Genomic DNA, 25,366 nt, shown 5'->3' with positions numbered 1-25,366 from the left:
GCGTTAGACTGCAGGCGCAGAGTCAATTGGGCAATCGCCGCCTCTTTATTGAGGGGGAGGAAAGTCCGGACTCCATAGGGAAGGGTGATGGCTAACGGCCATCCACGGCGACGTGAGGAATAGGGCCACAGAGACGAGCGTATTTAGTTACGGTGAAACGCGGTAACCTCCACCTGGAGCAATCCCAAGTAAGCAGGCGATGAGGCGTCCCGCTGAGTCTGCGGGTAGGGAGCTTGAGCCGTCAGGTAACTGCCGGCCTAGAGGAATGATTGCCCCTAGATGCAAATCTAGGCGACAGAATCCGGCTTATCGATTGACTCTGCACTTATTCCGCAATGATTTCGACGCTGTAAGTCAGTTCTGCAGTTTTAGCCAACATAGTCGTAGCTGAGCAATATTTTTCATGTGAGAGCTTTACTGCGCGATCTACCTTTGCCTGATCCAAATCTTTTCCTTTGACCGTAAAGTGCAAATTGATCTTAGTGAAGACTTTAGGGTCTTCTGTAGCTCGCTCAGCCTTGAGGACTACTTCACAGCCACTAATGGCCTGACGGGCCCTTTGTAGGATTAAAACCACATCAAATGCAGAGCAACCGCCGGCACCCGCTAAAAGCAGCTCCATTGGCCTTGGAGCGAGGTTTTTGCCACCTGCTTCAGGGGCACCATCCATATTTACCAGGTGGCCGCTGCCGGTTTCTGCAGAAAAAGCCATGCCGCCATTACCCAACCAACTTACTCGACATTCCATTATTAGTGACCCCTAACTTACTAAATTAATCAATATTATCAATAGTTTACCTATTTTATGGGAAATCAAGTTGCTGCATAGCAACATAAAAATATTGATTTTGGTCAATATTCTTGCATCGCACCATGCATATGGATACAATAACCACATTGGTAGTCAGTCTTGTATAAGACTGCGACTTACCTCCCAGTGTCTCCTCCACCCAAACATAGGTGGATTCCAACCCAGGACTCGTTCCTGGGTTTTTTTTAGGTTACAATTCAAGGCTTTACTGAATTACCGAGCCGGTCAGCGGTAATTTGTTGTACCAGTTGAATTGCAGAATCTGCGAGCTTGCAAATATAAGCAGGGCCAAGGTGGACGTAGTTTGGTTGGGGTAATTTTTTTGACCATAACAATTTGAGAAATCATGAAAACTTTTTCTGCAAAATCCCATGAGGTAGTGCATGAATGGTTCGTGATTGACGCTACGGACAAAGTCCTCGGTCGTGTCGCCAGTGAAGTGGCACTCCGTCTACGCGGCAAGCACAAGCCTGAATACACCCCACACGTTGATACTGGCGATTTTATCGTTGTCATCAATTCATCTAAGCTCCGTGTCACAGGCACAAAAGGCTTGAACAAAATTTATTACCGTCACAGCGGATACCCAGGTGGTATTAGCTCGACTAACTTCGACAAGATGCAAGACCGTTTCCCAGGTCGCGCTTTGGAGAAGGCTGTGAAGGGTATGTTGCCAAAAGGCCCACTAGGCTATGCCATGATCAAGAAATTGAAAGTTTATGGCGACGCTAATCATCCGCATACGGCTCAACAGCCTAAAGCGTTAGAGATTTAAGGAACCCAAATGGCTATTAATTACGGAAATTGGAATTACGGTACTGGTCGTCGCAAGAGTTCTGTGGCGCGTGTATTCATTAAATCTGGCAAAGGCGAAATCATTGTTAATGGTAAGCCTATCGATGCCTATTTTGCTCGTGAAACATCACGCATGATCGCTCGTCAGCCTTTGGCTCTCACAGCCCACTTAACGACCTTTGATATCAAAGTAAACGTTTCTGGTGGCGGTGAAACTGGCCAAGCTGGTGCAGTTCGTCACGGTGTTACTCGTGCATTGATCGACTACGACAACGCCTTGAAGCCAGCCCTGTCTAAAGCAGGCTTGGTGACTCGCGATGCTCGTGAAGTTGAGCGTAAAAAAGTTGGTCTGCATGGCGCGCGTCGTCGTAAGCAGTTCAGCAAGCGCTAATTCTTTCAGTCGCTCAAGTTTTATCGAAAGGGTCGCGCAAGCGGCCCTTTTTGTTTCTACAATTGAGGTATTCAGAAGTTTTAAAAGAAACTTCTCATGATCGGTATTTTGGAGAATGGCATGATTAAAGTTGGCATCGTAGGCGGCACTGGATATACCGGAGTGGAATTGTTGCGTTTATTGGCGCAGCATCCTGAGGTAGAGCTCACTGCAATTACTTCTCGCACAGAAGCTGGCATGCCAGTGGCTGAGATGTTTCCATCTTTGCGTGGCCGTGTTGCTCTGAAATTTACAACACCTGATGAAGCCAAGCTGAATGAATGTGATGTGGTGTTCTTTGCAACTCCACATGGTGTTGCGATGGCACAAGCAAAAGAATTACTCGCTAACAATGTGAAGATTTTGGACCTTGCTGCAGACTTTCGTTTGAAGGATGTCAAAGAATTTGCAAAGTGGTATGGCATGGAGCACACCTGCCCAGAAATTTTGGCTGAAGCGGTTTATGGTTTGGCGGAAATTAATCGTGAGGCCATTAAGAAAGCTCGCGTAGTTGGTTTGGCAGGTTGCTATCCAACATCGGTGCAGCTAGGTCTAGCGCCTTTGCTGTCACCTAAATCGACTGGCGGCAAGCACCTGATTGATGGCTCGCATATTATTTCTGATTCAAAGTCGGGTACTTCTGGCGCTGGCCGGAAAGCAGAGATCGGCACACTATTGTCTGAAGCAAGTGATAACTTCAAGGCTTATAGCGTGAAGGGGCATCGCCATTTACCGGAAATCGAGCAGGGTTTAAAAGCCATTGCTGGCCATGATCAGATCGGTTTGACCTTTGTGCCGCATTTAACGCCCATGATTAGAGGTATTCATTCGACCTTGTATGTGCGTTTGACTGACGCAGGTAAAGAGGTTGATTACCAAAAGCTATATGAGAACTTCTATAAGGATGAGCCATTTGTCGATGTCATGCCAGCAGGCAGTCATCCAGAGACGCGTTCTGTGCGGGGTAGCAACGGTATTCGGATTGCGATCCATCGTCCGGGCGGCGGTGACACTTTAGTTATTTTGGTGGTTGAAGACAATTTGGTGAAAGGTGCTTCAGGGCAGGGCGTGCAGTGTATGAACTTGATGTTTGGGTTGCCAGAGACCATGGGTCTTACCCAGATCGCCGTTTCCCCATAATGACCCTTCAGCAAACTGGGCATTAAAAGCCTAAAATAAGACATTGCCTTTTGAATTGGGAGTAAATCATGACCGAATTAGCTACACAAACTGCACAAGATTTAGCCGAGCCGCCAACCCCATTGGTGTTCACGGATAGCGCTGCTGCGAAAGTGGCGGACTTGATTGCTGAAGAAGGTAATCCAGAGTTGAAATTGCGCGTATTCGTACAAGGTGGCGGTTGCTCAGGATTTCAGTATGGCTTCACATTTGATGATGCTGTAAATGAAGATGACACACTCTTTGAAAAGAATGGCGTTACTTTGTTGGTGGACTCAATGAGTTTCCAATATTTAGTTGGCGCTGAGATTGATTACAAAGAAGACATCAACGGCTCACAGTTTGTGATTAAGAACCCAAATGCCCAAACTACTTGTGGCTGCGGATCTTCTTTCTCTGCTTAAATAAAAACGAGCTTAATTAATATTTAATTAAGCAGGATAGCAAGCGCCTAGAATTCTAGGACCCTTCGCTCCCGTAACGGCTGGCAAATTTGCTGGCCGTTTTTCTTTGTGGGCCCATGCAAGCCATGCAAAGGCAAGGCCCTCTACTAGCTGTGGATCAATTCCTGCCGACTCACTTGTAGTAATTTCTAATGGCTTTTTGAAGAAATGCTGCGACTTCACTTTGAATAAATTCATCAAGGCACTGTTTCTGGCACCACCTCCACAGATAATCAGCTTCTGGGTTTGCGGGGCATGACGGGCTAAAGCTTCGAGGGCTGAGTGAGCAGTGAGGTGCAATAAAGTGGCCTGTACATCTTCACAAAGATGATTTTCACCATTCAATTTTTCTTGTAACCAAGCAAGATGAAAGTCGTCTCTACCAGTACTCTTGGGCGGAACTTTTGTAAAGAAAGAATCAGACAACATTTTTGTAAGTAGTGCTTCATGAACTTTTCCTTGTAACGCCCAGTTGCCATTCTCATCAAATGCGTTGCCTTGATGCTCTTGAATCCAGACATCCATCAATATATTTCCTGGCCCGCAATCAAAGCCAGTGACTTCACCATTCTTAGGAAGTAATGTGAGATTTGCGATGCCGCCAATATTGAGAATAGCTAAATTTTGATCTTCTACAAACTGTTGCGCATGAAACGCTGGAACCAAAGGTGCTCCATGACCTCCAGCAGCTACATCCCGACTCCTAAAGTCAGCAATGACATCAATACCCGTTTTTTCTGCCAAGAGAGCGGGATTCAGGGTTTGATGTGTGTATGCCCAATCACCTAGATGAGGTTGGTGGCGAATGGTCTGACCGTGAGCGCCGATGGCAGCGATATCAGAAGGCTGTAGATTTGTTTTTTTGAGCAACTGGCTAACTGCTTCTGCATAGGCCATGGCTAGGGCATTTCCTGCTTGTTTTTCTCGGTGGAGCTCATTTGGGCCGGGGCTTTGAAGCTCAGATAGGGTCTTACGGAGCTCCGCTGAGAAAGGGGCGCTAATGGCGTCTAGCGCACTAGCTTCCCCATTAGCCCCTATCTTCGCTAGAACAGCATCTATCCCATCCAGGCTGGTGCCAGACATTAGGCCGATATAGAGGGAATGGGGTTTGTTCATGGAGCTCTCAGGAATGCGACAATTATGATTTAGCAATTTAACTACTAATTTAACTGAATCAGCAATCCGAATCAGCATGACGGCTAAACCAGAACAAAAATATCCTTTGACCCCCGAAGTCTTTGCGGCGCTCGAAGTCACCAAACGTGGCTGCGATGAGCTATTGGTTGAGGCGGACTGGGTTCAGAAACTTGCTCGTAGCCAAGCTACTAAGACGCCACTCAGGATTAAATTAGGTTTAGATCCTACGGCACCTGATATTCATCTGGGTCATACCGTTGTTTTAAATAAGCTGCGCCAGTTGCAGGATTTAGGTCACACCGTTATTTTCTTGATCGGTGACTTTACGAGCATGATCGGTGATCCATCGGGTCGTAATGCAACTCGCCCACCGTTGACTGCAGAAGAAATCGCTGCCAATGCTGAGACTTACTATCGTCAAGCAAGTATGGTGCTCGATCCTTCTAAGACGGAAGTTCGTTACAACAGTGAGTGGTGTGATCCTTTGGGCGCGCGCGGGATGATTCAGTTGGCCGCTAAACATACTGTTGCTCGTATGTTGGAACGTGATGACTTTACTAAGCGTTATCGCAATGGTGTACCCATTTCAATTCATGAGTTTTTATATCCACTCATGCAGGGCTATGACTCTGTTGCGCTGAAGAGTGATTTAGAGTTGGGTGGTACAGATCAGAAGTTCAATCTTCTAGTTGGCCGTGAACTCCAACGTGAGTATGGTCAAGAGCCTCAATGTATTTTGACGATGCCATTACTAGTTGGTCTTGATGGCGTAGAGAAGATGAGTAAGTCCAAGGGTAACTATATTGGCATTAGTGAGCCTGCTGGCGATATGTTTGGCAAGCTCCTCAGTATTTCCGATGATTTAATGTGGGACTACTTCACATTGCTGTCATTCCGACCAATGGCAGAAATAGATCTGATGAAGCAAGAAGTTTCTGCAGGTCGCAATCCAAAGGATTGCAAAGTACTTCTCGCACAAGAAATCGTGGCACGCTTCCACTCGCAAGCCGCAGCAGAAAAAGCCTTAGAGGACTTTAATCACCGTGCTAAAGGTGGTGTGCCTGACGATATTCCAGAAGTAAGTCTCTCTGGTGCGCCTATGGCAATCGCTAATCTTTTGAAGGCCGCAGGTCTTGCCCCTTCGACATCTGAAGCGATGCGCAATATAGAGCAAAATGGCGTAAAGATTGATGGTGTAACCGTTGCTGATAAGCAATTAAAGGTTGAAGCTGGAACGTATGTGGTGCAGGTAGGTAAGCGTAAGTTTGCGAAAGTGACGCTAGCTTAATTGCACTGAGTGTATTTGCGTTTCTTGGCATCCTCAAGATAGCTATCAAATACCAGTAGCGGGTTGAACTGCTTTTCTCCCAGAATAGCGAACTTAAATGCTTTTGGAGTGGCTTGGTTTGAGCCAAACCAAGAATAGGCTGTCATTACCCGGATAGTCTTGCCATTCACAGTTAAATCAACATCCGAGGCGGTTCCATTCACCTCAGGATTGACTAGGCGATATTCAATAACGGTCTTGCCATGGCAATAAACAACACCCTCTGGCTTCTCTATAGCGCTGACCGGCATAGAAAGGCATATTAATAGGGTGATAAGAGCTCTGAACATATAAAATATTAATAATTCCAATAATGATTTTCTATATGAATTTTAAGTCACTTATCCTGTCTTGTTTTGCAATTCTTTGTATCAGCTCTTGCACCACATACCGATATGAATATATTGCCCCGCCCACTGAAGGCGGCAAAACATGCGCTGTTCATTGCATGAGCACTAAGAATGTTTGTTACAACGGCGCACAGGCTCAAGCGCAGAACAATGTGAATGCTTGTCATCAGCAGAATAGTTATAGCTATCAAGCCTGCGTTAATCGTGCGCAAAGCCACGATGATGTGAAGAAATGCAATCCCAATCCGCAGTACTGTTCAGTAAATCCAAATTACTGGAACTGCGACGAATCCTATAGACAGTGTTTTGCTGCTTGTGGTGGCACAGTTAATGTTTATAAGAATGAATAATGAAAAATAAATGCCTAAAGGCTTTTTCGTTGGTTGCAGCATTGCTGGCTTTTAATCAGGTATTTGGCGCGTGCAGCAATACTGGAGACCCAATCAACATCACTAGTAGTTGCGAAGACTTGAGTATTAATAATACGGTCTCTGGTGTAACGATCGCCTCAGGTGTCACTGTGAGTTCGTTCTTTGCTACTGATGCAGTCAATATTGGAACCCCAGGTAATGTAACCAATACATTTCTTAACTTGGGGACGATTAGCAACGGAATTTACTGGAATGGTTTGGTAAATAACGGTGTGATTAACACACTTCAGAACCAAGGAGCCATTACTAGTAGTTCTCGAAGTGGGTTGATTAACAGTGGAAATATAGGAACATTAACCAATACCGGCACCATCAATTCTGGTGCAAGCGGCAATAGCTATGGCGCCATAGCTAATAACAATCAAATTGGCACACTAAATAACTCTGGCACCATTTCAGCTACAGTCGGCATAGGGGGTAACGGAGCTTACGCCATACAACAAAACGGCCATATTGGTACGTTGAATAATTCGGGCACTATTTCTGCGCAGAACAATGCAATTTACTTCCAACCAGCCTTTAGCTCCAGAATCGATACCTTAATAAATTCAGGAACTATTCAGGGTGGTATTAATGGCACGGGCTCCTCTACTTTCGCTAGCGCAATCGTTCTTGGGGCGGCTAACTCAATTGGCACCATTATCAATACGGGAACTATTGATCACAGCGTTTGTAGTGGAGGAACCTGCTATGCCGCTATTGAAAATAATGGGGGCAGCATCGGCACAATTACTAACTTGGGCAATCTAACAAGCGGTAATACCAGTAACAGTGGATATGGGATTATCAACAGCACAACGGGAACAATTAGTACGCTGAACAACCTTCAAAGCGCTTTGACCTATTCTGGAAATTTACCTAGTAATTACAACATTATTATTAACAGCACAACTAGTTATGGAGGATTGATTGCTTCTTCTTTAACTACAGGTACACAAACTAATTTTGGTATTGATATAACTCGCTCCACATTGCCTACGGGTGTTTCAAACTACAGTTCCGTGCTAAATGGTTTAACAAGTGGTAATTTATTGAGTACAACTGGTAGTTTTGTTGGTGGTCTAGTTACTACTTCATGGATTTTGAATAATTCATCTGGGAATACTTGGAATTTACAAACAACCAAAACAGTCGCTGCCACTCCGGTGGTTGCTGGAAGTGCAGCTGGTACAAACTTAGCCTATGTATTTGCTGGTCAATCAGCCAATACCAGTATTCAATCAAATGGAGTGACCATTGGTGCGGCGGTTAGCGGATTGGCGCCAGCCCAGGTCAATCAATTACAAAATGTTCACGCTGAAGGCTACTCCTCTAACATGACCATTGGCCTTGAGCAGATGGCGCACATTACCAATACAGTCATGGATCGTATTCATGCACCAATGAGTGCCTCACCTTCTACCAAGGTTTATCAAGATGATGAAGGTCGTTATTTATGGGCAGATGCTGCAGCAGTGCGAGGTACTGTCAATAATTACAACAATCTGGCTGGCTTCGGTTATAGCCTCTACGACATCATTATTGGTGGGGACATTAGGCGATCTAAAGACGGGGGTTTTGGTGTATTTGCTGGGACTGGCACCACCTCGATGACTGAGAGTCAGCAAGTAACCCAAAACTTCAACACCACCAACTTCTATACTGGTTTGTATGGAGCGCGTAACTTTGCTGAGCAGGTCAAACTTTCTGGCGCGCTGGGTTATATGTATGGCAACACCAATGCCAATAGAAGCGCCCCCAATGTGGGAGATTTGGTTGGTGGAAATGCAACTAGCTCATTTAAGTCCAATGGCGTATATGCGGCTGCCAAGCTAGCTAAAGCGTATCAAGCGGAAAATTTCACCGTTTCACCATTCGTGGGCGCTTCATATTCTCAACTCTGGATGGGTGGGGCTAGTGAGCAGGGCGGTAATACATTTAATTACGGTATTAACTCGGCAACTGCTTACACTGCTGTGACATTTGCGGGTGCAGATTTTATTTATCCAATGCTTAAAGGAACCAATGATCCATTGTCATTAATTGGTTTCTATAAGTTCGGTTATGACTGGTATGCCAATAGTGCTTCAGCCCATACAGTTACAGCAACCACTTCTTTCAGTGGAAGTACTCAATCATTTGCACAGGTTGGCGCCAATATGGGTCCCGTATCCAATATGGTTGGTTTGGGTATTCAAGGTGGAATTACGAAAGACGTATCTGCTCGTATTGGTGCAGTCGCCTCATACAATACGTATGGTCATGAATACGGTGGCGGTGCAGAGCTTAGATTAAAGTTCTAACGCTTAAAAAACAGACTTGCTGAATTACAAATCCTGGTTAGCACTTCCGCTGGGTGGTGTTAACCCAAAGTGTTCATAGGCTTGGCGAGTTGCTACTCGGCCGCGCGAGGTTCTTTGTAGATAGCCTTGTTGAATGAGATAGGGCTCAAGAACATCTTCAATCGTATCGCGCTCTTCGCCAATAGCAGCTGCCAAGTTATCGATACCTACAGGGCCCCCATCAAACTTGTGCAAGATTGCCTCTAAGAGTTTTCTGTCCATCACATCAAAGCCGCTTGGATCCACATCCAGCATCTTCAGTGCAGCATCTGCCATAGCTTTAGTGATCGTGCCAGTGCCTTTTACTTCTGCATAGTCACGAACGCGGCGTAATAGGCGGTTGGCAATACGAGGAGTGCCACGGGCACGTTTAGCAATTTCTATTGAGCCTTCTGGATCAATATCAGCCTTAAGCAAGCTAGCTGAGCGATTAATAATTTTAGTGAGTTCTTCGGTGGTGTAGAACTCGAGCCTAGCCACAATACCAAAGCGATCGCGCAGTGGGTTAGTTAGCATGCCGGCGCGAGTAGTTGCACCGATCAAGGTAAATGGTTTGAGATCAATTTTCACGCTACGGGCTGCAGGACCTTCGCCAATCATGATGTCTAGGCTGTAATCCTCTAGTGCGGGATACAGAATTTCTTCCACAACTGGAGACAGACGATGAATCTCATCAATAAAGAGAACATCGTTTTCTTCTAAATTGGTAAGTAAGGCAGCAAGATCGCCCGGCCTGTCTAGAACAGGGCCACTCGTTTGACGTAAGTTCACGCCTAGCTCTCTCGCAATAATGTGAGCAAGAGTCGTTTTACCTAGTCCAGGAGGCCCAAATAACAGAACGTGATCCAGGGCTTCCTTGCGCGCTCTCGTAGCACTAATAAAAATCTCTAATTGCGCTCTGGCCTTAGTTTGGCCAACATACTCATCGAGTTGTTTAGGGCGTAGCGCTCTTTCAAAGACGGCTTCAGTATTGCCCGCTGCACCGCTCACAATGCGGGCATTACCTTCTGGTAAATCTTCAGGAATGGAGCTGAGGTCGTCTGTATGTATTGCCATGCTGAGAGTTTAGTACCGTTTGGCTATTAGGCTTTAGATAGATACTTCAATCCCATACGGATGCCATCTGAAATACTGGTATCGGGTGGAATTTGCTTAAGTGCTAACAGTGCTTCTTTTTCTGAATAACCTAGCGCCAAGAGCGCTTGCAATACTTCGCTGCTAGTTTCAATCGCCTGAGGTTTGTCGCCAGTAATGCCTAAGTCTGGAGCTAGTTTACCTTTGAGTTCTAGGCAGAGACGTTCAGCGGTTTTCTTGCCGATGCCAGGCACTTGTGTGAGACGTCCAGCCTCCTGAAGCGCAATAGCTTGCGCCAGTTCATTAACACTCATGCCTGAGAGAACGGCTAGTGCCGTACGGGAGCCAACACCACTAATTTTGATCAGCTGTCTAAATGCTTCACGCTCAGTCTCAGTTGCAAAACCAAAAAGTTGCTGCGCATCTTCGCGAACTTGGAAGTGCGTTAGAAGAGTGATTTTTTGACCAGCTTGAGGCAATTGATACAACGTGCTCATAGGCACATCAACCTCATAACCAATCCCTTGGCAGTCGACCAAGAGGCGAGGAGGGTGAACCGAAACGAGAGTACCTTGAATGCGACCAATCATGTAGAGATCTTAACCTGTGATGTGTATTTTTACTTGCTACGTTTCTTGGGAGCCAAGGCAGCACTAATTGCTTTTGGTATTTGTGCATGATGAGCAGCACAAATGGCAACACCTAGTGCATCAGAGGCGTCAGTACCAGGGGCGCGATTGAGTTTCAGGAGGCGCTTTACCATTTCTTGGACCTGAGGCTTGGCTGCTCTACCACTGCCAACAATGGACTGCTTGACTCTTAAGGCGCTGTACTCAGCTACAGGGAGTTTTTCAGAAACAAGGGCGGCAATGATTGCACCCCGAGCTTGGCCCAACATCAGCGTAGAGCGGGGATTAACGTTTAAGAAAACCTCTTCGATCGCGGCAGATTCTGGGTGATAGGTCTCTAAAACTTCTTTGACACCGGCATAGAGGGCGCCTAAGCGCTCAGGTAAACCATTGGCTGGGTCGCCACTCTCAATCGTCCCAGAGGCTACGTAAGTCAGCTTTTGGCCATCGACATCGATGACTCCAAAGCCGGTAGTCCGCAAACCTGGGTCGATTCCAATCCAGCGCATGAGTTTTTTATAACTTCTTGTTTTCTTAGTGACGGAAGTGACGGGTGCCAGTAAAGATCATGGCAATGCCATGCTCATTTGCTGCCGCAATGATTTCATCATCACGCATGCTGCCACCAGGCTGAATTGCGCAGCTGGCACCACCATTAACAACCACATCTAAGCCGTCACGGAATGGGAAGAAGGCATCGCTTGCTACTGCAGAACCTTTAAGACTTAAGCCAGCATTCTCAGCCTTGATGCTAGCCATGCGCGCAGAGTCTACGCGGCTCATTTGACCGGCGCCGATACCAAGAGTCATCCCATTAGCGCAATACACAATGGCATTGGATTTCACAAACTTGGCTACGCGCCATGCAAACATCATGTCGTGCATTTCGCTTGGGGTTGGCAGACGCTTACTGACAACGCGCATTTCACTTTCGAGAACGTTCTTGGCATCAGGGGATTGAACGAGCAAACCACCACCAACACGTTTGAAATCAAAAGTATTAAATGTAGTTCCCAATGGAATTTCTAGAAGGCGTACATTTTGTTTCGCAGCAAAGATCGCTTTAGCTTCATCACTAAAGCTAGGAGCAATCAATACCTCCACGAATTGCTTGGAGATGGCTTCAGCTGCAGCGCCATTGCAGGGGACGTTAAAGGCGATGATGCCGCCAAAAGCAGAGCTTGGATCAGTCTTGAAGGCTTTTTGATAGGCTTCAAGCGCTGAAGCGCCAACCGCTACGCCACAAGGGTTGGCGTGCTTGATGATGACGCAAGCTGCGGCACCACCTGCATTGCCAGTAAAGCTCTTGACGCATTCCCAGGCAGAATCTGCATCGGCAATATTATTGTAAGAAAGTTCTTTCCCTTGCAACTGCTTGTAATTGGCTAGCGCGCCATCGACTGGGTAAATATCTTTGTAGAATGCTGCAGACTGGTGTGGATTCTCACCGTAACGCATCTCTTGTACTTTTTCAAAGGCAAAGTGCAAAGTTTCTGGGTAGGCAGAACGGGCTTTGTGATCAAGATCATCACCTAATGCTGAGAGATAGTTGGCAATCGCACCATCGTATTGCGCGGTATGTGCAAATACTTTTTTCGCTAAAGCCAAATTGGTTTTGTAAGAAACAACATTCTTGTTAGCCTTCATTTCTGCTAAGACAGGAGCGTAATCTTCTGGTGAGATCAGCACAGTGACATCTTGGTGATTTTTGGCTGCTGCACGAAGCATTGCTGGGCCACCGATATCAATGTTTTCAACGGCATCTTCGAATGAGCAGCTTTCCTTAGCAACAGTCTCATTGAAGGGGTAAAGATTGATGACGAGCATATCAATGGTGTCGATGCCATGCTCTTTCAGGGCTGCCATATGTTCCGGGAAATCTCTGCGAGCTAATAGGCCACCATGGACCATCGGGTGAAGGGTTTTTACACGACCATCCAGCATCTCCGGAAATTTCGTTAAAGAAGAAACTTCAACAACAGGCAGATTGTTTTCGGTCAAGAGTTTTGCTGTGCCGCCTGTAGAAATAAGCTTAATGCCTTGCTCATGGAGGGCTTTAGCAAAAGGCACGATGCCATTTTTATCGGAGACGGAGAGTAGGGCTGTATGGATCATGGTTTTCGGAGCTTAATTTAAAAAATGGCTTTGTTATTAGTAAAGTTTGCGGTTACTTCAGAAGTTGATGTTCAACCAACTTCTTGTGCAGGGTGTTGCGATTAATGCCTAGATATTGCGCTGCCAGTGATTGATTCTGCTTGGCATGTTGCATCACTAATTCCAGCATCGGTTTTTCAACAACGGCCAATACCATGTCATAGATATCAGTTGGTGCAGTTCCTTTGAGGTCATTCAGGTAACCCTGCAATTGGGTTTCAATACATTCGGTAATTGGGTGCTTATTGGTCATAACAATCTATCAATACAAAAACAAAAAAATAAAGAAATTAATTTAAGCTAAAACTATGCCGCTTCCAAAAATAACAAGCGGTCAGAATGGGATTTCATTTCGTCAAAATAATCATTGACCATTTGCAGTTGAGTTTTACAGTCGTCGGCAGTATTCATGCGCTGGCGAAATGCGTGGGAGTCACGCAGCCCTTTGCAGTACCAACCAATATGTTTACGTGCAGTTCGCAGGCCAATATGCTCACCATAAAACTCATAGTGGTCTAAGAGGTGGGCATTCATGATGCCCTGAATCTCATTGATCTCCGGGGTTGGCAGCTTGCCACCGGTTTCAAGATAGTGGTTGATTTCACGGAAGATCCAAGGGCGACCTTGAGCAGCTCGACCAATCATGATGGCATCAGCACCAGTGAGCTTTATAACCTGCTCTGCCTTTTCTGGGCTGGTGATATCACCATTAGCCACTACCGGAATCTTCACACTATTTTTGACTGCCGTAATCGTTTCATACTCTGCTTCACCGTGATACAGGTCTGCTCTCGTGCGGCCATGGACCGTCAGCATGGAGATGCCAGATTTTTCTGCGAGACGCGCTATCTCAATGGCATTCTTATGTTCACGATCCCAGCCTGTACGAATTTTCAAAGTAACTGGTACCGCATCTGGACCGACACCAACGGCATTTACAACCGCTTCTAGAATTTGCTGCACCAGAGGCTCATCTCGCAATAGGGCGGAACCAGCTGCAACATTGCAAACTTTTTTGGCCGGGCAACCCATGTTGATGTCAATAATCTGAGCGCCATGATCAACGTTTATTTTTGCAGCTGCCGCCATCATCGCGGGGTCAGCCCCGGCAATTTGAACGGCAATCGGCTTGAATTCACCAACATGGTTGGCGCGGCGTTGAGTCTTTTCACTCTTCCAAAGAAGGGCATTTGAGGCCACCATTTCGGATACGGCATATCCGGCGCCCAATTTCTTGCAAAGCTGCCTAAATGGGCGGTCCGTTACCCCAGCCATAGGGGCTACAAATAATCTATTTGCGAGGAGGTGAGGACCAATGTTCATCTGAAAGGGCTTGGGCGGAAAGCATGACACTTTAGCACAGTCAGGCTCAAATCTGCCTAATTTTTAGGCAGATTGCTTGCTACAGATCAAACAGAGAATGCTTATATTTTGAGGGTGATTTAAGGGCTTTAGCGCCTACCAAACATCATCTGGCGAGCTAAGGCTGTCTTGAACGGCGGAAGCCACTGCAGGGCGCTTAAAGCCAATCCACGGGCTACAACAACTGGGGCTAAATTGGATGTAAATACTCTAGCCATAAAGTCTGTCAGTCCGATGGTTGTTGTTCTATCAGCTTTGCGACTTTGAGCGTAACTCTGGAGTGCATTTTGGATGTCTGCTGGAGATTGATTCTCGGCAGCCCCAGAAAATACCTCAACTAACTTCTCCGACAGTAAGAAGGCATCTCGTAATCCTAAATTCAGGCCTTGACCCGCTACTGGGTGCAAAGTTTGAGCGGCATTGCCAACCCAAACCTCATTGTCATGAGTAATCGCTTTGCGATAGTTCAGGCCAAGTTCATATAAACGACGATCTTGAATTTTCAGAAAACGTCCAATCCGTGAACCAAATTCTTTTTGTAGTTCAACTAAGAAATCTGTGTCACTCAGTTGCAAGCGATGCTGCGACGATTCTGGCGAGCCGCACCAAACCAGATTCAAAATATGATGTCCGTAGTGACTTGGTAAAACGGCTAACGGACCTTCAGCAGTAAAACGTTCCCAAGCTTGATGAGGTTCCGCATTCTCAACCTCAACTAAACCTACGAGGGCTGACTGCCCATAGTCGCGTCCAGATTCAACCCAGTCTTGCGTCTTAAATAAACCACCCTCAGCATGCACGATGCATTGAGCGTAGATGCTTTTTTCCTCGACATCCGGATTGATGTGCTTCCAAACGAAGTTAGGGCTCTTTGCTTGAATAGCCCGTAAGGAGTGACGCAGAGCCATATGAATGTCGCGATAACGAATAATGTGCCCTAGCGCATCTTGCTTGAGCTCTTCACGCGTCATCAGTGCGCGGCCAAAGCGACCCGCTTGCGAAACATGCACTCGATGAATTTCTGCAAACTCTTTTGGCCATGCATTAATCGTATCGAGCAAGAGTTTGCTGCCGTGCGATAGGGCAATGCCTCGGCTGTCGGCACTTGCAAGATCGTTGTCATTTACGGGGTTGCGATCAAGCAAAATAATCTTTGCTTCGGGGAATTTCTGCAGGGTCCAGGCAGCACAAGCAAGCCCAACTGGCCCGCCGCCTTGAATCAAGATATCGCAATGAGATGAATTCATTTTTATTATGGCGGTCTTAAGCATTCTTCATGAGTGCTTCGATTTCATCGGCTGTGACAGGTACGCCTCGAGAAATCAACTCACACCCAAAATCATTGATGACAGCGTCATCTTCAATACGAATACCAATATTCCAAAAGGCCTGATCAACATCATCAGTAGGTCTGATATAGAGGCCTGGTTCCACCGTAATCACCATGCCGCTTTTTAGGATGCGCCAAGGCTTTTCTTCGCTTGATAGGTTTTGGGCGGTTTCACGATAAGAGCCTACATCGTGGACATCCATGCCCAGCCAGTGGGACGTGCGGTGCATGTAGAAACGACGGTAGGCGCCAGTCTCAATGGCGTTTTCTAAAGAACCCAACTCTGAAAGTTTGAGAAGCTTTTCATCCAGCAGACCTTGGGTCAGCACTTTAAGTGCCGCTTCATGTGGCTGCATAAATGTATTGCCAGGCCTGGTCATCGCAATCGCAGCTTCTTGCGCGGCTAATGTGATGTCATACAAAGCTCGTTGCGGCCCCGTAAATTTCCCATTGACTGGAAAGGTACGTGTAATGTCTGATGCATAACCATCGAGTTCACAACCCGCATCAATCAGACAAAGCTCGCCACTACGTAATTCAGTTGAGCCTGCGCGATAGTGAAGAATGCAAGAGTTTGCACCACCGGCAACAATGCTGTTGTAGGCAACACTTTGCGAACCGCTATTGCGGAACTCATGTAGTAATTCAGCTTCAAGTTGATATTCACGTAGGCCAGGCTTACAGACTTGCATAGCGCGGATATGCGCACGAGCGGAGATCTCTGCAGCTCGGCGCATGATATCAATTTCATCTACATCTTTAAATAAACGCATTTCATGAATCAGCGTTTCAACATCATGAAATTCTGATGGTGGATTTACACCAGAACGTGCTTGTCCACGCACCTGTTTCATCCAGTGACGTAGGCGTCTATCGGCTTCGGCGCTCTCAGCAAGGCGAATATATACCGCATCTTGATCAGCCAGTAAGTCACCGAGTTTTTGATCTAACTCTTGGTTGCTATATGCGTAGTCAATACCCAAAGCGTCCGGTGCTGCTTCAGGCCCAAGGCGAATGCCATCCCAAATTTCTCGCTCAGAATCTTTGGGTCTACAAAATAAGTGGGATTGCAGTTGGAAGTTTTTTCCATAGCTACCAACCTTCATGACGAGTGTTGCGCCCGGCTCCTCGAAACCCGTCAGATAATAAAAGTCGCTGTCGTGACGATAAGGAAATTCACTGTCACGGTTGCGAGAAAGTTCAGGAGCAGTTGAGATGACAACAATACCTCCGCCAGTCTTGGCAAAGATTTGTTCTGCTAATTGGTTTCTACGAAGCTGATAAATGTTAGTTTTATTCATATGCTGCATTAAGCTCTTGCAAGCGTTGTGGTGTGCCTACATCGTGCCATGGACCGAGATATTTTTCACCAGACACTTTATTTTGCTCCATGGCAGTTCTTAATAGGGGCGCGAGCTTAGCTGGGGTACCGAATTCCAAGTCTTGGAAGAGGTCTTTGTGATAAATCCCAATTCCAGAGAAGGTGAGCTTTTCTGCTCCAAGTGATTGGGTGTTTCCAACCACCGAACCTTGGAGGTAAAAATCTCCTTCAGGATGCTGGATTGGGTTGGGGACCATTAATAGGTGGGCCAAAGGCTTGCTTTCGTCCATTCGCATTTTGGAGGTTGCTTCCAAAAGCTGGGTAATTGGTAGCTTCGGGCTAAATACATCCCCATTAATGACTAAGAAGTAGTCTTTGGGTGCAATGATGGGGAGCGCCTTGCAAATACCCCCAGCGGTTTCAAGGGCCCTGCCTTCCGGAGAGTATTTAATGTGAAGACCAAATTGATCTCCATTACCTAGGGCTGCCTCAATTTTTTCACCCAACCAAGCATGGTTAATCACGACATCCTGAATCTTTGCCTTTGCCAGCGCTTCCAAATGCCACTCCAGCAAAGATTTTTTTTGAATAGCGAGTAAAGGCTTGGGTAAATCATCTGTAAGGGGGCGCATACGCTCGCCGCGTCCAGCCGCTAGTAAAAAACAAGGTATGGGATTGAGCTGACTCATGGTTTATGAATTACGCTTGATTTATGCGAGTAGATTCCAGAATCCGGGCTAATGGTTTTAGTTCAATATAACGGTTCGCTGTTGCAATAGCGTATTCCAACACAAGTGGAATATCTTTAATGTACCCATCCTTGCCGTCACGATGAAGGAGTCTTGCAAAAATGCCCAAAACTTTAAGGTGGCGCTGTAAGCCCATCCATTCAAAGTCACGATAGAACTGTCCAAAATCATTTGGCATTGGCAATCCTGCTTTACGACCATCCTCCCAAAATTTAATAACCCAATCAATCACACATTCTTCGGGCCATGCAATATAGGCATCACGCCACAGTGAAGAAGCATCATAAGTAATAGGTCCGTAAACTGCATCCTGAAAGTCAATTACTCCAGGATTACGTTTTTCAGTCACCATTAAGTTGCGAGAATGGTAATCACGATGAACATACACTTTAGCTTGAGCTAAATTATTTTCAATAATGAACTCAAAAGATTTCTTGAGCTGTTCTGTTTGTTGTTCGCTCAGATTGATATTGAGATGCTTTTTTAGATACCACTCTGGAAATAAATCTAATTCTCGTTGTAATAGCGCTTCATCATAGTTTGGCAAAACCCCTGGTTTGCTTGCTGATTGCATGAGCACTAGAGCGTGAGTTGCATCTTTGTAAAGATAATCAGCCGTTTCATTGTTGAGCTCGGCTAAGTAGGTTTTAGTGCCTAAATCGTTTAAGAGCAAGAAGCCTTCAGCAAGATTTTGCTCTAGGATTTTTGGCACATTTAGACCAGCCTCAGCGAGTAATAAATCGACCTTTATAAAGGCATCCAAAGGCTCATGTTGGGGCGGGGCGTCCATTACGATCAAAGTCCCAAAATTGGGCTTTTTGGACTCAATTCGAAAATAGCGTCGAAAGCTGGCGTCAGCCGAGGCTGGCACCAAAGAGTCGAGATCTAATTGCCAGCTAGCTTCTAGGGCTTTTAGCCAGTTACGGAGGGTGTTTAAGCGTGAGTCAGTCATGGTCGATTCGTATAATAAGGCGGGTCTGGATCTATGAGTCATTATCGCCGTCGCGCCGGCCTTTGCGCCCCTCTTTTTTTGCATGTAACCCTGCGCGTATTGATGGGGGTGGCATTGCTTCAATTTGCCCTCTGCGGACGTGCTCAAGCACCTGCTCCTTTGCCTGCAAATGCACAAGCTAATACCAATACCGTTTTATTGCCAGATCGCGGCAATGTCACTGTTTTAAAGTTGGATGATCAGCTGCGGGTCGGTAAGCCCATTAATGATGGAGAGGCTTTAACCTTTACTTCAAGCGATTCAGTAAATGGAGTTGTTGATCGTGATATGCATTTACAAGGACGAGCCCAAATTCGCCGCAATGGTGGGGTCGTTAAAGCGGATGAAATTACTTATAACCCCGACACCGACGTTGCCGATTTATTAGGGAATGTGGAGCTCTCTAAGGGGAATGTAACTTTTAAAGGGCCCAAAGGAACTTTCAAGGTTGATGCGCGCGAGGGCTCTATGGAGACAGCCGAATATGAATTGAGGGATAACGGCGGTAATGGCCAGGTTAAAAAATTAACGATTGAAAATACCGATATCTTTGTTTTTGATAAAGCAACGTACACCACCTGTACACCGCAAAACATGGATTGGTATTTTTCTGCCAGCACTCTAGAAATCGATAATGAGCAAAAGGAGATGGTAGGGACCCATGGTGTGATGCGTTTCTTTGATGTGCCTATTGCCTATGTCCCTTATTTCACTGCGCCTACTGGAGGACAACGTCGCACTGGTTTACTTGCTCCGGTCGCTGGCTACAGTTCTAATAACGGCCTTGATATTACCCAGCCTTACTACGTCAATATCGCCCCTAATCGTGACTTGCTTTTATTGCCCCGCTATATGAATCATCGCGGTGCAATGCTCGGCGCGCAATATCGCTTCTTAGATACTCAGTACTCCGGAACTGCGATGGGTGAATATATGTCATACGACAAAAAAACCGGCACCAGTCGCTGGAAGTATGACTGGCAACAACGACAAGTATTTAGTGGGAGTGTAGGTCCTGGCGGCATTCCGATGCCAGGCGCATGGTCAGGTTATGCAAATATGTCCCGTGTTTCTGACAATTTATATCCAACGGATTTCTCGCAAAGTATTGCAGGAGCCGTTACAAGTCAGTTTCGCCAAGAGGTTGGGACCACGAAAGGGCTAACGGGAAGTTTAAGTAATTGGAATGTTTCAGCAAAAGCAATCACCTTCCAGACCTTGCAGCCTGACCTAACTGCCCCAGTGCAATCTCCCTACAATGTATTGCCGAATATTAATGCGTCCTACAACAATCGACTTACTCCAGCGGTGGCAGATGTCAGTGGTAAGTATGTGACGTTGCCAACAGGCCCTGCCACCACCTTTTCTACGGATTACACCCGTTTTGCGTATAACGTAAATAGTAATTTAGCTTATGCCCCGGCTGGATACTTATATAGTCAAGCGGATCGAACTGTTATTAAGGGTGCAATGGCTCTACCGCAGATTACTCCGGGCTACTACATCACTCCAAAGGTCAGTTTTCAGTCTAATACTTATGCTGCTACTGCTGCAGTTACTAGCGCCAATCCTCTAGGCGCTGCACCCCCACCGCAAGGCTTTACGATCCCAACATTTAGTCTGGATTCGGGCCTGGCGTTTGAAAGGGATGCTGCTGAATTAAAGGGCTTCTTTGGCCGTGATATGTTGCTGACAATGGAGCCGCGCGCTTTCTATGTTTATACGCCCTATCAAAATCAATCGCAGACACCCCTGTTTGATACGGCTGATGCTGGTTTTGGTGTTTCCCAAATTTTCAGTGAAAATACTTTTGTTGGTAATGATCGTATTGCAGATAGTAATGCCACCACCCTTGGTTTAACCAGTCGCATGATTGAGGCTAATACTGGAGCGGAACGTGCGAACGTAACACTTGCTCAAAAGCAGCAGTTCACTGGACAAAAGGTTGGTCTGAATGGAACGATTCTGAATCCAACTACGTATTCTGATACTTTAGGTTCTGCTTCACTTCGCCTGCTTGGAAACTTTAGTGCGGATTTATTTGGTCAATACAACACCCAGTTAAATAAATTTGTACAAACTACGGTTGGTGGTAGTTGGCGCCCAACACAAGGCAGGAGTTTAAATTTCGGATACCGGAATGTTTGGTCTCCTCCCACGCAGGCTTTTGGTCCAACTCCAGCAACCCTGGCTCAAACGACAACGGATCAATACAATATTTCTGGGCAATGGCCTATTACACGGGAAATTTCTGTTTTAGGACGTTGGGGATATGATGCCTTGACTACTAAGACTTTGAACTCCTTAGTGGCCTTGGAGTGGAGCAGGGACTGCTGGACTTTCCGTGGGGCTTACTCCCAAGTCTTAAATACTTCGCAAATAACCACCACTCAGGTGCTCTTTCAGGTTGAATTTAAGGGCTTTGGTAGCGCTGGAGGCAATCCTGTTGATATCATGAAGCTAAATGTTCCCGGATATATGCCTACTTCCAAGCCTATACCACCTTCAACATACGAGAACTATCAATAATGCTTTGTATGAAACGTTTTAAGCAAATTAGTATTCATGCCATTTTAATTGGCATTGGATTATTTGTGAATATTGCTTTTGCCCAGGATTCGGCAAAGACGAATACTATTGCCGAAAGCAAAATTCGTAATATTGATGGCGTAGCTGCAGTTGTCAACACGGGTTATGTAACCCGTAAAGAGATTGATGACCGAATTGCTGCACTTAAAAAACAAGGTGTGAAATTACCTGAAGATGGTTCACTGCGTAAGGTAATTTTAGATCGACTCATTTTAGAAAAAATCCAACTGCAAAATGCTGATCAAGAAGGGGTTAAGGTTACCAATAAGGAGTTGGACAGAATTATTGGTGACATTGCCGCCAAGAACAAGCTAAGTTATGCAGAATTTAAAGCTAAGGTAATCGCTACTGGGACTACGTTTGAGCGTTATAAGGAGACCTTGCGCGATGATGTCATCGTTACCCGCTATCGAGAGCGCGAAGTTGAGGGTAAGCTCAAAATATCAGATGCTGAGATAGATAACTTCATTGCCGAGCGTACTCGTGCCATGACATCAGGCGGTGCGCCACGGTCAACTCCAGCAGCTAACGGCGAGCCGGAGGAAATTGATGTAGCGCAAATCTTTATCCCGGTTGATACCGGTGCCGGTGCGGGGGCTCAGGCTGAAGCAAAAAAGAAAGCGGACGCTCTATTAAAGGATGCTCGTGGGGATGTCGATTTTCTGCAGCTAGGTGCAATGGCTGCAAAAGATAATCCAAAGATTAAGTTTCAAGAGTTGGGCTACCGTACTCCTGATCGTTTGCCGCAATTGTTTTATGAGGCTATTCGTAATACTGGTGGTGGCCAGGTTGCTAATACAGTTGTTAAAAGTCCTGCTGGGTACCATGTGCTCAAAGTTCTAGATCGCCGTGCAGCAGGCGCTAGCACTCCTCAACAACAAGCTACAGCATCTGATGCCGGTTCACCTACCCCGCAAAATATTCCCATTACCCAAACTTTATCTCGCCACATCTTGTTAAGAAGTCGTCCTGGTTTAAGTGATCAAGATGCAGAGAGGCGCTTGCAGGGCTACCGTGATCAGGTGCGGGCAAAGACTGCGGACTTTGCGGAACTTGCAAAGAAATATTCTGAAGATGGATCTGCGGCAAATGGCGGTGAGTTAGGTTGGATGAGTCCTGGAGATTTGGTTCCTGAATTTGAGCAAGCTATGAATCGCTTACAGATTGGCGAAGTTAGTAACCCTGTAAAAACCGAGTTTGGTTGGCACTTAATTCAGGTATTAGAGCGTCGCGAAGGCCAGCTGACCGTTGAAAAGCAGCGTCAATTTGCAAAAGCAGCAATCCGTGAGAGAAAGTTTGAGCAAGCTTATCAAGAGTGGATGCGTGAGCTGCGTGATAACGCAACTGTAAAAATTCTGAACGTGGAAGATGCAGCAAGCAGCGCACCTCGTTAATCTCGTTATAACTACAGGTGAACCAGCCGGCGTCGGGCCAGAAGTTTCTTTAGCTGCTTCGCTGGAGTTTCTACGTGAACATGCAGATGCTCGCATCACTTTATTGGGTAACGACCAGTTATTGACATTATCTAAGGGGCTTAGCTCAGAGTTATCTAGTCGATTACAAATCCAATCCTTTCCCCTGGGAGCCCCTGTTGTTTTGGGGAGTTTGAATTCGCAAAACGCTCAGTATGTGGTGAATCTTTTAGATCAGGCGATTGATGGTTGTCAGCAAGGGCTCTTTGACGCCATGGTGACTGCGCCTCTTCAAAAAAGCATTATTAATGAGGCTGGTACGCCATTTACAGGGCATACGGAATACCTAGCACAGCGCTGCAAGGTTTCTCATGTGGTGATGATGTTGTGCGCACCATTGCCCATTGGATTTTTGGGGCTCAAGGTACCCAGGGATTTACGTGTTGCTCTCGTCACAACTCATCTTCCTTTAAAGGAAGTTGCGCCAGCGGTGAGTTATGACTTGATATTGGAAACGATTCAAATCGTCAATCAAGATTTACAGCAGAAATTCGGAATCGCTAAGCCCATCATTCGAATGGCGGGTTTAAATCCACATGCAGGAGAGTCAGGTTATTTGGGCCGAGAGGAGATTGATGCCATCTCACCGTCAATTGAAGCAGCCAAGAAGATGGGAATCCATGTTTCTGGCCCTTATCCTGGCGACACAATGTTTGATCCAGAATCTGTTGCACAAGTAGATGCTTTTATTGCGATGTATCACGATCAAGGACTCGCGCCGTTTAAGTTTGTGACCTTTGGTAATGGCGTTAATGTCACTTTAGGATTGCCCATTATTCGCACTTCTGTAGATCACGGAACCGCTTTGGATATCGCCGGTAAAGGTGTGGCGGACTCTAAGAGCATGCTTGAGGCTTTGCGTTTGGCATATAAGTTGGCTCTGAATAAACGAAAGCAAGTCTAAAACATGCATCGCGCTCGCAAACGATTTGGCCAAAACTTTTTGCAGGACAATGGAATTATTTATTCTATTGTTGCGCTTATCAATCCTGGTGCGGACATGCATGTCATTGAGATTGGTCCTGGCCTGGGTGCGCTAACCCTTCCTTTACTGAGCAATCTTGATCACCTAGATCTTTTGGAGATTGACCGTGATTTGGTGGCTTTTTGGAATGAGAAAAATCTCAAAAGCCTCACAGTGATTGAGGGTGATGCGCTCAAGTTTGACTTTTTGACATGGGCTCAAAATAGATCGACCAAGCAAGGTTTATGTAAAGTGGTTGGTAATCTTCCATACAATATTTCTTCGCCTTTATTGTTCCATTTGGTTTCTGCTGCGGCCTCAATTGATGAGCAGGTATTTATGTTGCAAGCTGAGGTGGTGGAAAGAATGGTTGCAAAGGCCGGAAGTTCTGATTTCAGTCGTTTGTCGGTCATGCTACAAGCCCGTTACGACATGGAGCTAGTGCTAGAGGTGCCTCCTGAAGCTTTTGATCCTCAGCCCAAAGTGAACTCAGCTGTAGTGCGGATGATCCCAAGAAGGGACTTCACATTGACTGATGCTCAATGGAATTCATTGGAAAAAGTAGTTGCCGCCGCCTTCTCCCAAAGAAGAAAAATGTTGCGGACTAATTTGAGTGCTTTTTCAGGCAGATTGAGTTTGACGGAGATAGAGCTTAAGGCGAGAGCCCAGGATATTTCCGTTGACCGCTATATCGAGTGGGCTAAAGTTCTAGCCTCATAAATCAATATTCAGTCCTGACTCAGCACTGAATTACTGCCTTCTAGTGAATTATTTATAAGCGCTGGGGTCAATCACGCGCATTTCAGCTTCAATCCAGCCTTCTACTTCCCGTTGGAGCTCTTCTGCTGATTTATTGGTTGAGCTAATTGCTGGACCAATTGAAAAGATGACTGTGCCCGGTTCCTTGACAAAGCTATTTTTCGGCCAGCAACGACCAGCGTTGTGTGCAATCGGAATCACTAGTGCATCTGTAGCATTCGCAAGGCGTGCCCCACCTTTGCGGTAAGGCTTCGTTGATCCAATAGGAGTTCTAGTGCCTTCTGGAAAGAGCATGATCCATTTACCTTCACTTAAGCGTTTACGACCTTGAGTCGCTACAGAATGGGCTGCTGTCTGCTTATTAGAACGATTAATGTGGATCATCTTTAGTAAGGCGAGTGCCCAACCAAAAAATGGGATCCAAAGTAGTTCGCGCTTAAAGACAAAGCAAAGTTGTTTTGGCAGTAGTGCGATATACGCAATGGTTTCATAAGCGGACTGGTGCTTACTTAAGATGATGACGCGTTCATTGAGTACGGCCTGCATATTCTCTATGCCGCGGATTTCATAATGAATGCCGCACAATGGCTTTAATAGGGCGATAACGATTTTGTTCCAGAGCCCAATAAATGTGTAACGGTTTTCTGGGCTTAGGAATGGAAAGGCCAACATGCATAGCACTGACCAAATGGGCGTGAATATAACTAAAAATAAGGCAAAGAGGATGGAGCGAATCAATTTCACGATG

Annotated in this window: 25 protein-coding genes and 1 other RNA gene; 12 read left to right on the top strand and 14 right to left on the bottom strand. The window is 46.0% G+C overall.

Annotation, left to right across the window (positions count from 1 at the left end):
* Positions 1-18: 18 nt before the first annotated feature.
* An RNA gene (gene rnpB / locus C2755_RS09185) (RNase P RNA component class A) lies at positions 19-325 on the top strand.
* Here the strand turns inward: rnpB and C2755_RS09180 are convergent.
* Complete coding sequence (locus C2755_RS09180; protein ID WP_215321048.1) at positions 326-748, bottom strand: OsmC family protein; 423 nt, start codon at positions 746-748, stop codon at positions 326-328.
* 409 nt (positions 749-1,157) lie between these two features.
* Between C2755_RS09180 and rplM the strand changes: the two genes are divergently transcribed.
* From rplM to erpA, 4 genes are all read left to right on the top strand, one after another.
* The gene (gene rplM / locus C2755_RS09175) at positions 1,158-1,586 is read left to right on the top strand and encodes a 50S ribosomal protein L13 (protein WP_072582725.1); all 429 of its coding nucleotides are present in this window, start codon (positions 1,158-1,160) and stop codon (positions 1,584-1,586) included.
* A 9-nt stretch (positions 1,587-1,595) separates the two neighbouring features.
* Entirely contained in the window at positions 1,596-1,997 is a 402-nt protein-coding gene (gene rpsI, locus C2755_RS09170; RefSeq protein ID WP_072582726.1) for a 30S ribosomal protein S9, read from the top strand.
* A gap of 120 nt (positions 1,998-2,117) precedes the next feature.
* Positions 2,118-3,176, top strand: a complete 1,059-nt coding sequence (gene argC / locus C2755_RS09165) for an N-acetyl-gamma-glutamyl-phosphate reductase (protein ID WP_215322359.1) — start codon at positions 2,118-2,120, stop codon at positions 3,174-3,176.
* Between the two features lie 68 nt (positions 3,177-3,244).
* Complete coding sequence (gene erpA / locus C2755_RS09160; protein ID WP_088526457.1) at positions 3,245-3,619, top strand: iron-sulfur cluster insertion protein ErpA; 375 nt, start codon at positions 3,245-3,247, stop codon at positions 3,617-3,619.
* A gap of 27 nt (positions 3,620-3,646) precedes the next feature.
* Here the strand turns inward: erpA and C2755_RS09155 are convergent, their stop codons facing one another.
* On the bottom strand, positions 3,647-4,774 hold the full coding sequence (locus C2755_RS09155; RefSeq protein ID WP_215321047.1) for an anhydro-N-acetylmuramic acid kinase: 1,128 nt from the start codon (positions 4,772-4,774) through the stop codon (positions 3,647-3,649).
* Between the two features lie 76 nt (positions 4,775-4,850).
* On the opposite strand from C2755_RS09155, the gene tyrS reads away from it, so the two are divergent.
* Positions 4,851-6,083, top strand: a complete 1,233-nt coding sequence (gene tyrS / locus C2755_RS09150; RefSeq protein ID WP_215321046.1) for a tyrosine--tRNA ligase — start codon at positions 4,851-4,853, stop codon at positions 6,081-6,083.
* Here tyrS and C2755_RS09145 read toward each other — a convergent pair.
* Positions 6,080-6,373 carry a hypothetical protein gene (locus C2755_RS09145; protein ID WP_215321045.1) on the bottom strand — a complete coding sequence of 98 codons (294 nt, stop codon included), beginning with the start codon at positions 6,371-6,373 and terminating at the stop codon, positions 6,080-6,082. The genes tyrS and C2755_RS09145 overlap by 4 nt on opposite strands.
* A gap of 197 nt (positions 6,374-6,570) precedes the next feature.
* Here C2755_RS09145 and C2755_RS09140 point away from each other — a divergent pair, with 197 nt between their 5' ends.
* Both C2755_RS09140 and C2755_RS09135 read left to right on the top strand, forming a co-directional pair.
* Positions 6,571-6,822 carry a hypothetical protein gene (locus C2755_RS09140; RefSeq protein ID WP_215321044.1) on the top strand — a complete coding sequence of 84 codons (252 nt, stop codon included), beginning with the start codon at positions 6,571-6,573 and terminating at the stop codon, positions 6,820-6,822.
* Positions 6,822-9,185, top strand: a complete 2,364-nt coding sequence (locus C2755_RS09135; protein ID WP_215321043.1) for an autotransporter domain-containing protein — start codon at positions 6,822-6,824, stop codon at positions 9,183-9,185. The genes C2755_RS09140 and C2755_RS09135 overlap by 1 nt, the downstream gene beginning before the upstream one ends.
* A 24-nt stretch (positions 9,186-9,209) precedes the next feature.
* Here C2755_RS09135 and ruvB read toward each other — a convergent pair whose 3' ends face one another.
* From ruvB to C2755_RS09085, 10 genes are all read right to left on the bottom strand, one after another.
* A complete protein-coding gene (ruvB, locus tag C2755_RS09130; RefSeq protein WP_215321042.1) occupies positions 9,210-10,280 on the bottom strand; it encodes a Holliday junction branch migration DNA helicase RuvB in 1,071 nt (356 codons plus the stop codon).
* A gap of 26 nt (positions 10,281-10,306) precedes the next feature.
* Positions 10,307-10,888 carry a Holliday junction branch migration protein RuvA gene (gene ruvA, locus C2755_RS09125; RefSeq protein ID WP_215321041.1) on the bottom strand — a complete coding sequence of 194 codons (582 nt, stop codon included), beginning with the start codon at positions 10,886-10,888 and terminating at the stop codon, positions 10,307-10,309.
* 29 nt (positions 10,889-10,917) lie between these two features.
* A complete protein-coding gene (gene ruvC, locus C2755_RS09120) occupies positions 10,918-11,436 on the bottom strand; it encodes a crossover junction endodeoxyribonuclease RuvC (RefSeq protein ID WP_215321040.1) in 519 nt (172 codons plus the stop codon).
* Positions 11,437-11,461: 25 nt separating this feature from the next.
* The gene (purH, locus tag C2755_RS09115) at positions 11,462-13,042 is read right to left on the bottom strand and encodes a bifunctional phosphoribosylaminoimidazolecarboxamide formyltransferase/IMP cyclohydrolase (protein WP_215321039.1); all 1,581 of its coding nucleotides are present in this window, start codon (positions 13,040-13,042) and stop codon (positions 11,462-11,464) included.
* 52 nt (positions 13,043-13,094) lie between these two features.
* Positions 13,095-13,334, bottom strand: a complete 240-nt coding sequence (locus C2755_RS09110) for a helix-turn-helix domain-containing protein (RefSeq protein WP_072582732.1) — start codon at positions 13,332-13,334, stop codon at positions 13,095-13,097.
* Positions 13,335-13,387: 53 nt separating this feature from the next.
* Positions 13,388-14,404: a tRNA dihydrouridine synthase DusB gene (gene dusB, locus C2755_RS09105; RefSeq protein ID WP_215321038.1), complete on the bottom strand. Its 1,017-nt coding sequence runs from the start codon at positions 14,402-14,404 to the stop codon at positions 13,388-13,390.
* A gap of 128 nt (positions 14,405-14,532) precedes the next feature.
* Positions 14,533-15,690: an FAD-dependent monooxygenase gene (locus C2755_RS09100; RefSeq protein ID WP_215321037.1), complete on the bottom strand. Its 1,158-nt coding sequence runs from the start codon at positions 15,688-15,690 to the stop codon at positions 14,533-14,535.
* A 16-nt stretch (positions 15,691-15,706) separates the two neighbouring features.
* The gene (locus C2755_RS09095) at positions 15,707-17,074 is read right to left on the bottom strand and encodes an aminopeptidase P N-terminal domain-containing protein (RefSeq protein WP_251368466.1); all 1,368 of its coding nucleotides are present in this window, start codon (positions 17,072-17,074) and stop codon (positions 15,707-15,709) included.
* Entirely contained in the window at positions 17,067-17,783 is a 717-nt protein-coding gene (gene murU, locus C2755_RS09090; RefSeq protein WP_215321035.1) for an N-acetylmuramate alpha-1-phosphate uridylyltransferase MurU, read from the bottom strand. Before murU ends, C2755_RS09095 begins: the two co-directional genes overlap by 8 nt.
* Positions 17,784-17,793: 10 nt before the next feature.
* Complete coding sequence (locus C2755_RS09085; RefSeq protein ID WP_215321034.1) at positions 17,794-18,795, bottom strand: aminoglycoside phosphotransferase family protein; 1,002 nt, start codon at positions 18,793-18,795, stop codon at positions 17,794-17,796.
* A 33-nt stretch (positions 18,796-18,828) separates the two neighbouring features.
* Between C2755_RS09085 and C2755_RS09080 the strand changes: the two genes are divergently transcribed.
* Genes C2755_RS09080 through rsmA form a run of 4 tightly spaced genes read left to right on the top strand, consistent with a single transcriptional unit; the run spans position 18,829 to position 24,579 of the window.
* A complete protein-coding gene (locus C2755_RS09080) occupies positions 18,829-21,363 on the top strand; it encodes an LPS-assembly protein LptD (RefSeq protein WP_215321033.1) in 2,535 nt (844 codons plus the stop codon).
* 8 nt (positions 21,364-21,371) lie between these two features.
* Entirely contained in the window at positions 21,372-22,817 is a 1,446-nt protein-coding gene (locus C2755_RS09075; protein ID WP_251368465.1) for a peptidylprolyl isomerase, read from the top strand.
* Positions 22,792-23,799, top strand: coding sequence for a 4-hydroxythreonine-4-phosphate dehydrogenase PdxA (pdxA, locus tag C2755_RS09070; RefSeq protein ID WP_215321031.1), 1,008 nt, complete (start codon positions 22,792-22,794; stop codon positions 23,797-23,799). Before C2755_RS09075 ends, pdxA begins: the two co-directional genes overlap by 26 nt.
* Before the next feature lie 3 nt (positions 23,800-23,802).
* Complete coding sequence (gene rsmA, locus C2755_RS09065; RefSeq protein WP_215321030.1) at positions 23,803-24,579, top strand: 16S rRNA (adenine(1518)-N(6)/adenine(1519)-N(6))-dimethyltransferase RsmA; 777 nt, start codon at positions 23,803-23,805, stop codon at positions 24,577-24,579.
* 48 nt (positions 24,580-24,627) lie between these two features.
* Here the strand turns inward: rsmA and C2755_RS09060 are convergent, their stop codons facing one another.
* Positions 24,628-25,362: a 1-acyl-sn-glycerol-3-phosphate acyltransferase gene (locus C2755_RS09060; RefSeq protein ID WP_215321029.1), complete on the bottom strand. Its 735-nt coding sequence runs from the start codon at positions 25,360-25,362 to the stop codon at positions 24,628-24,630.
* Positions 25,363-25,366 lie beyond the last annotated feature (4 nt).

Source organism: Polynucleobacter sp. MWH-S4W17 (assembly GCF_018687535.1).
Taxonomy (GTDB): Bacteria; Pseudomonadota; Gammaproteobacteria; order Burkholderiales; family Burkholderiaceae; genus Polynucleobacter.
This window is presented reverse-complemented; position numbering and strand designations above follow the sequence as displayed.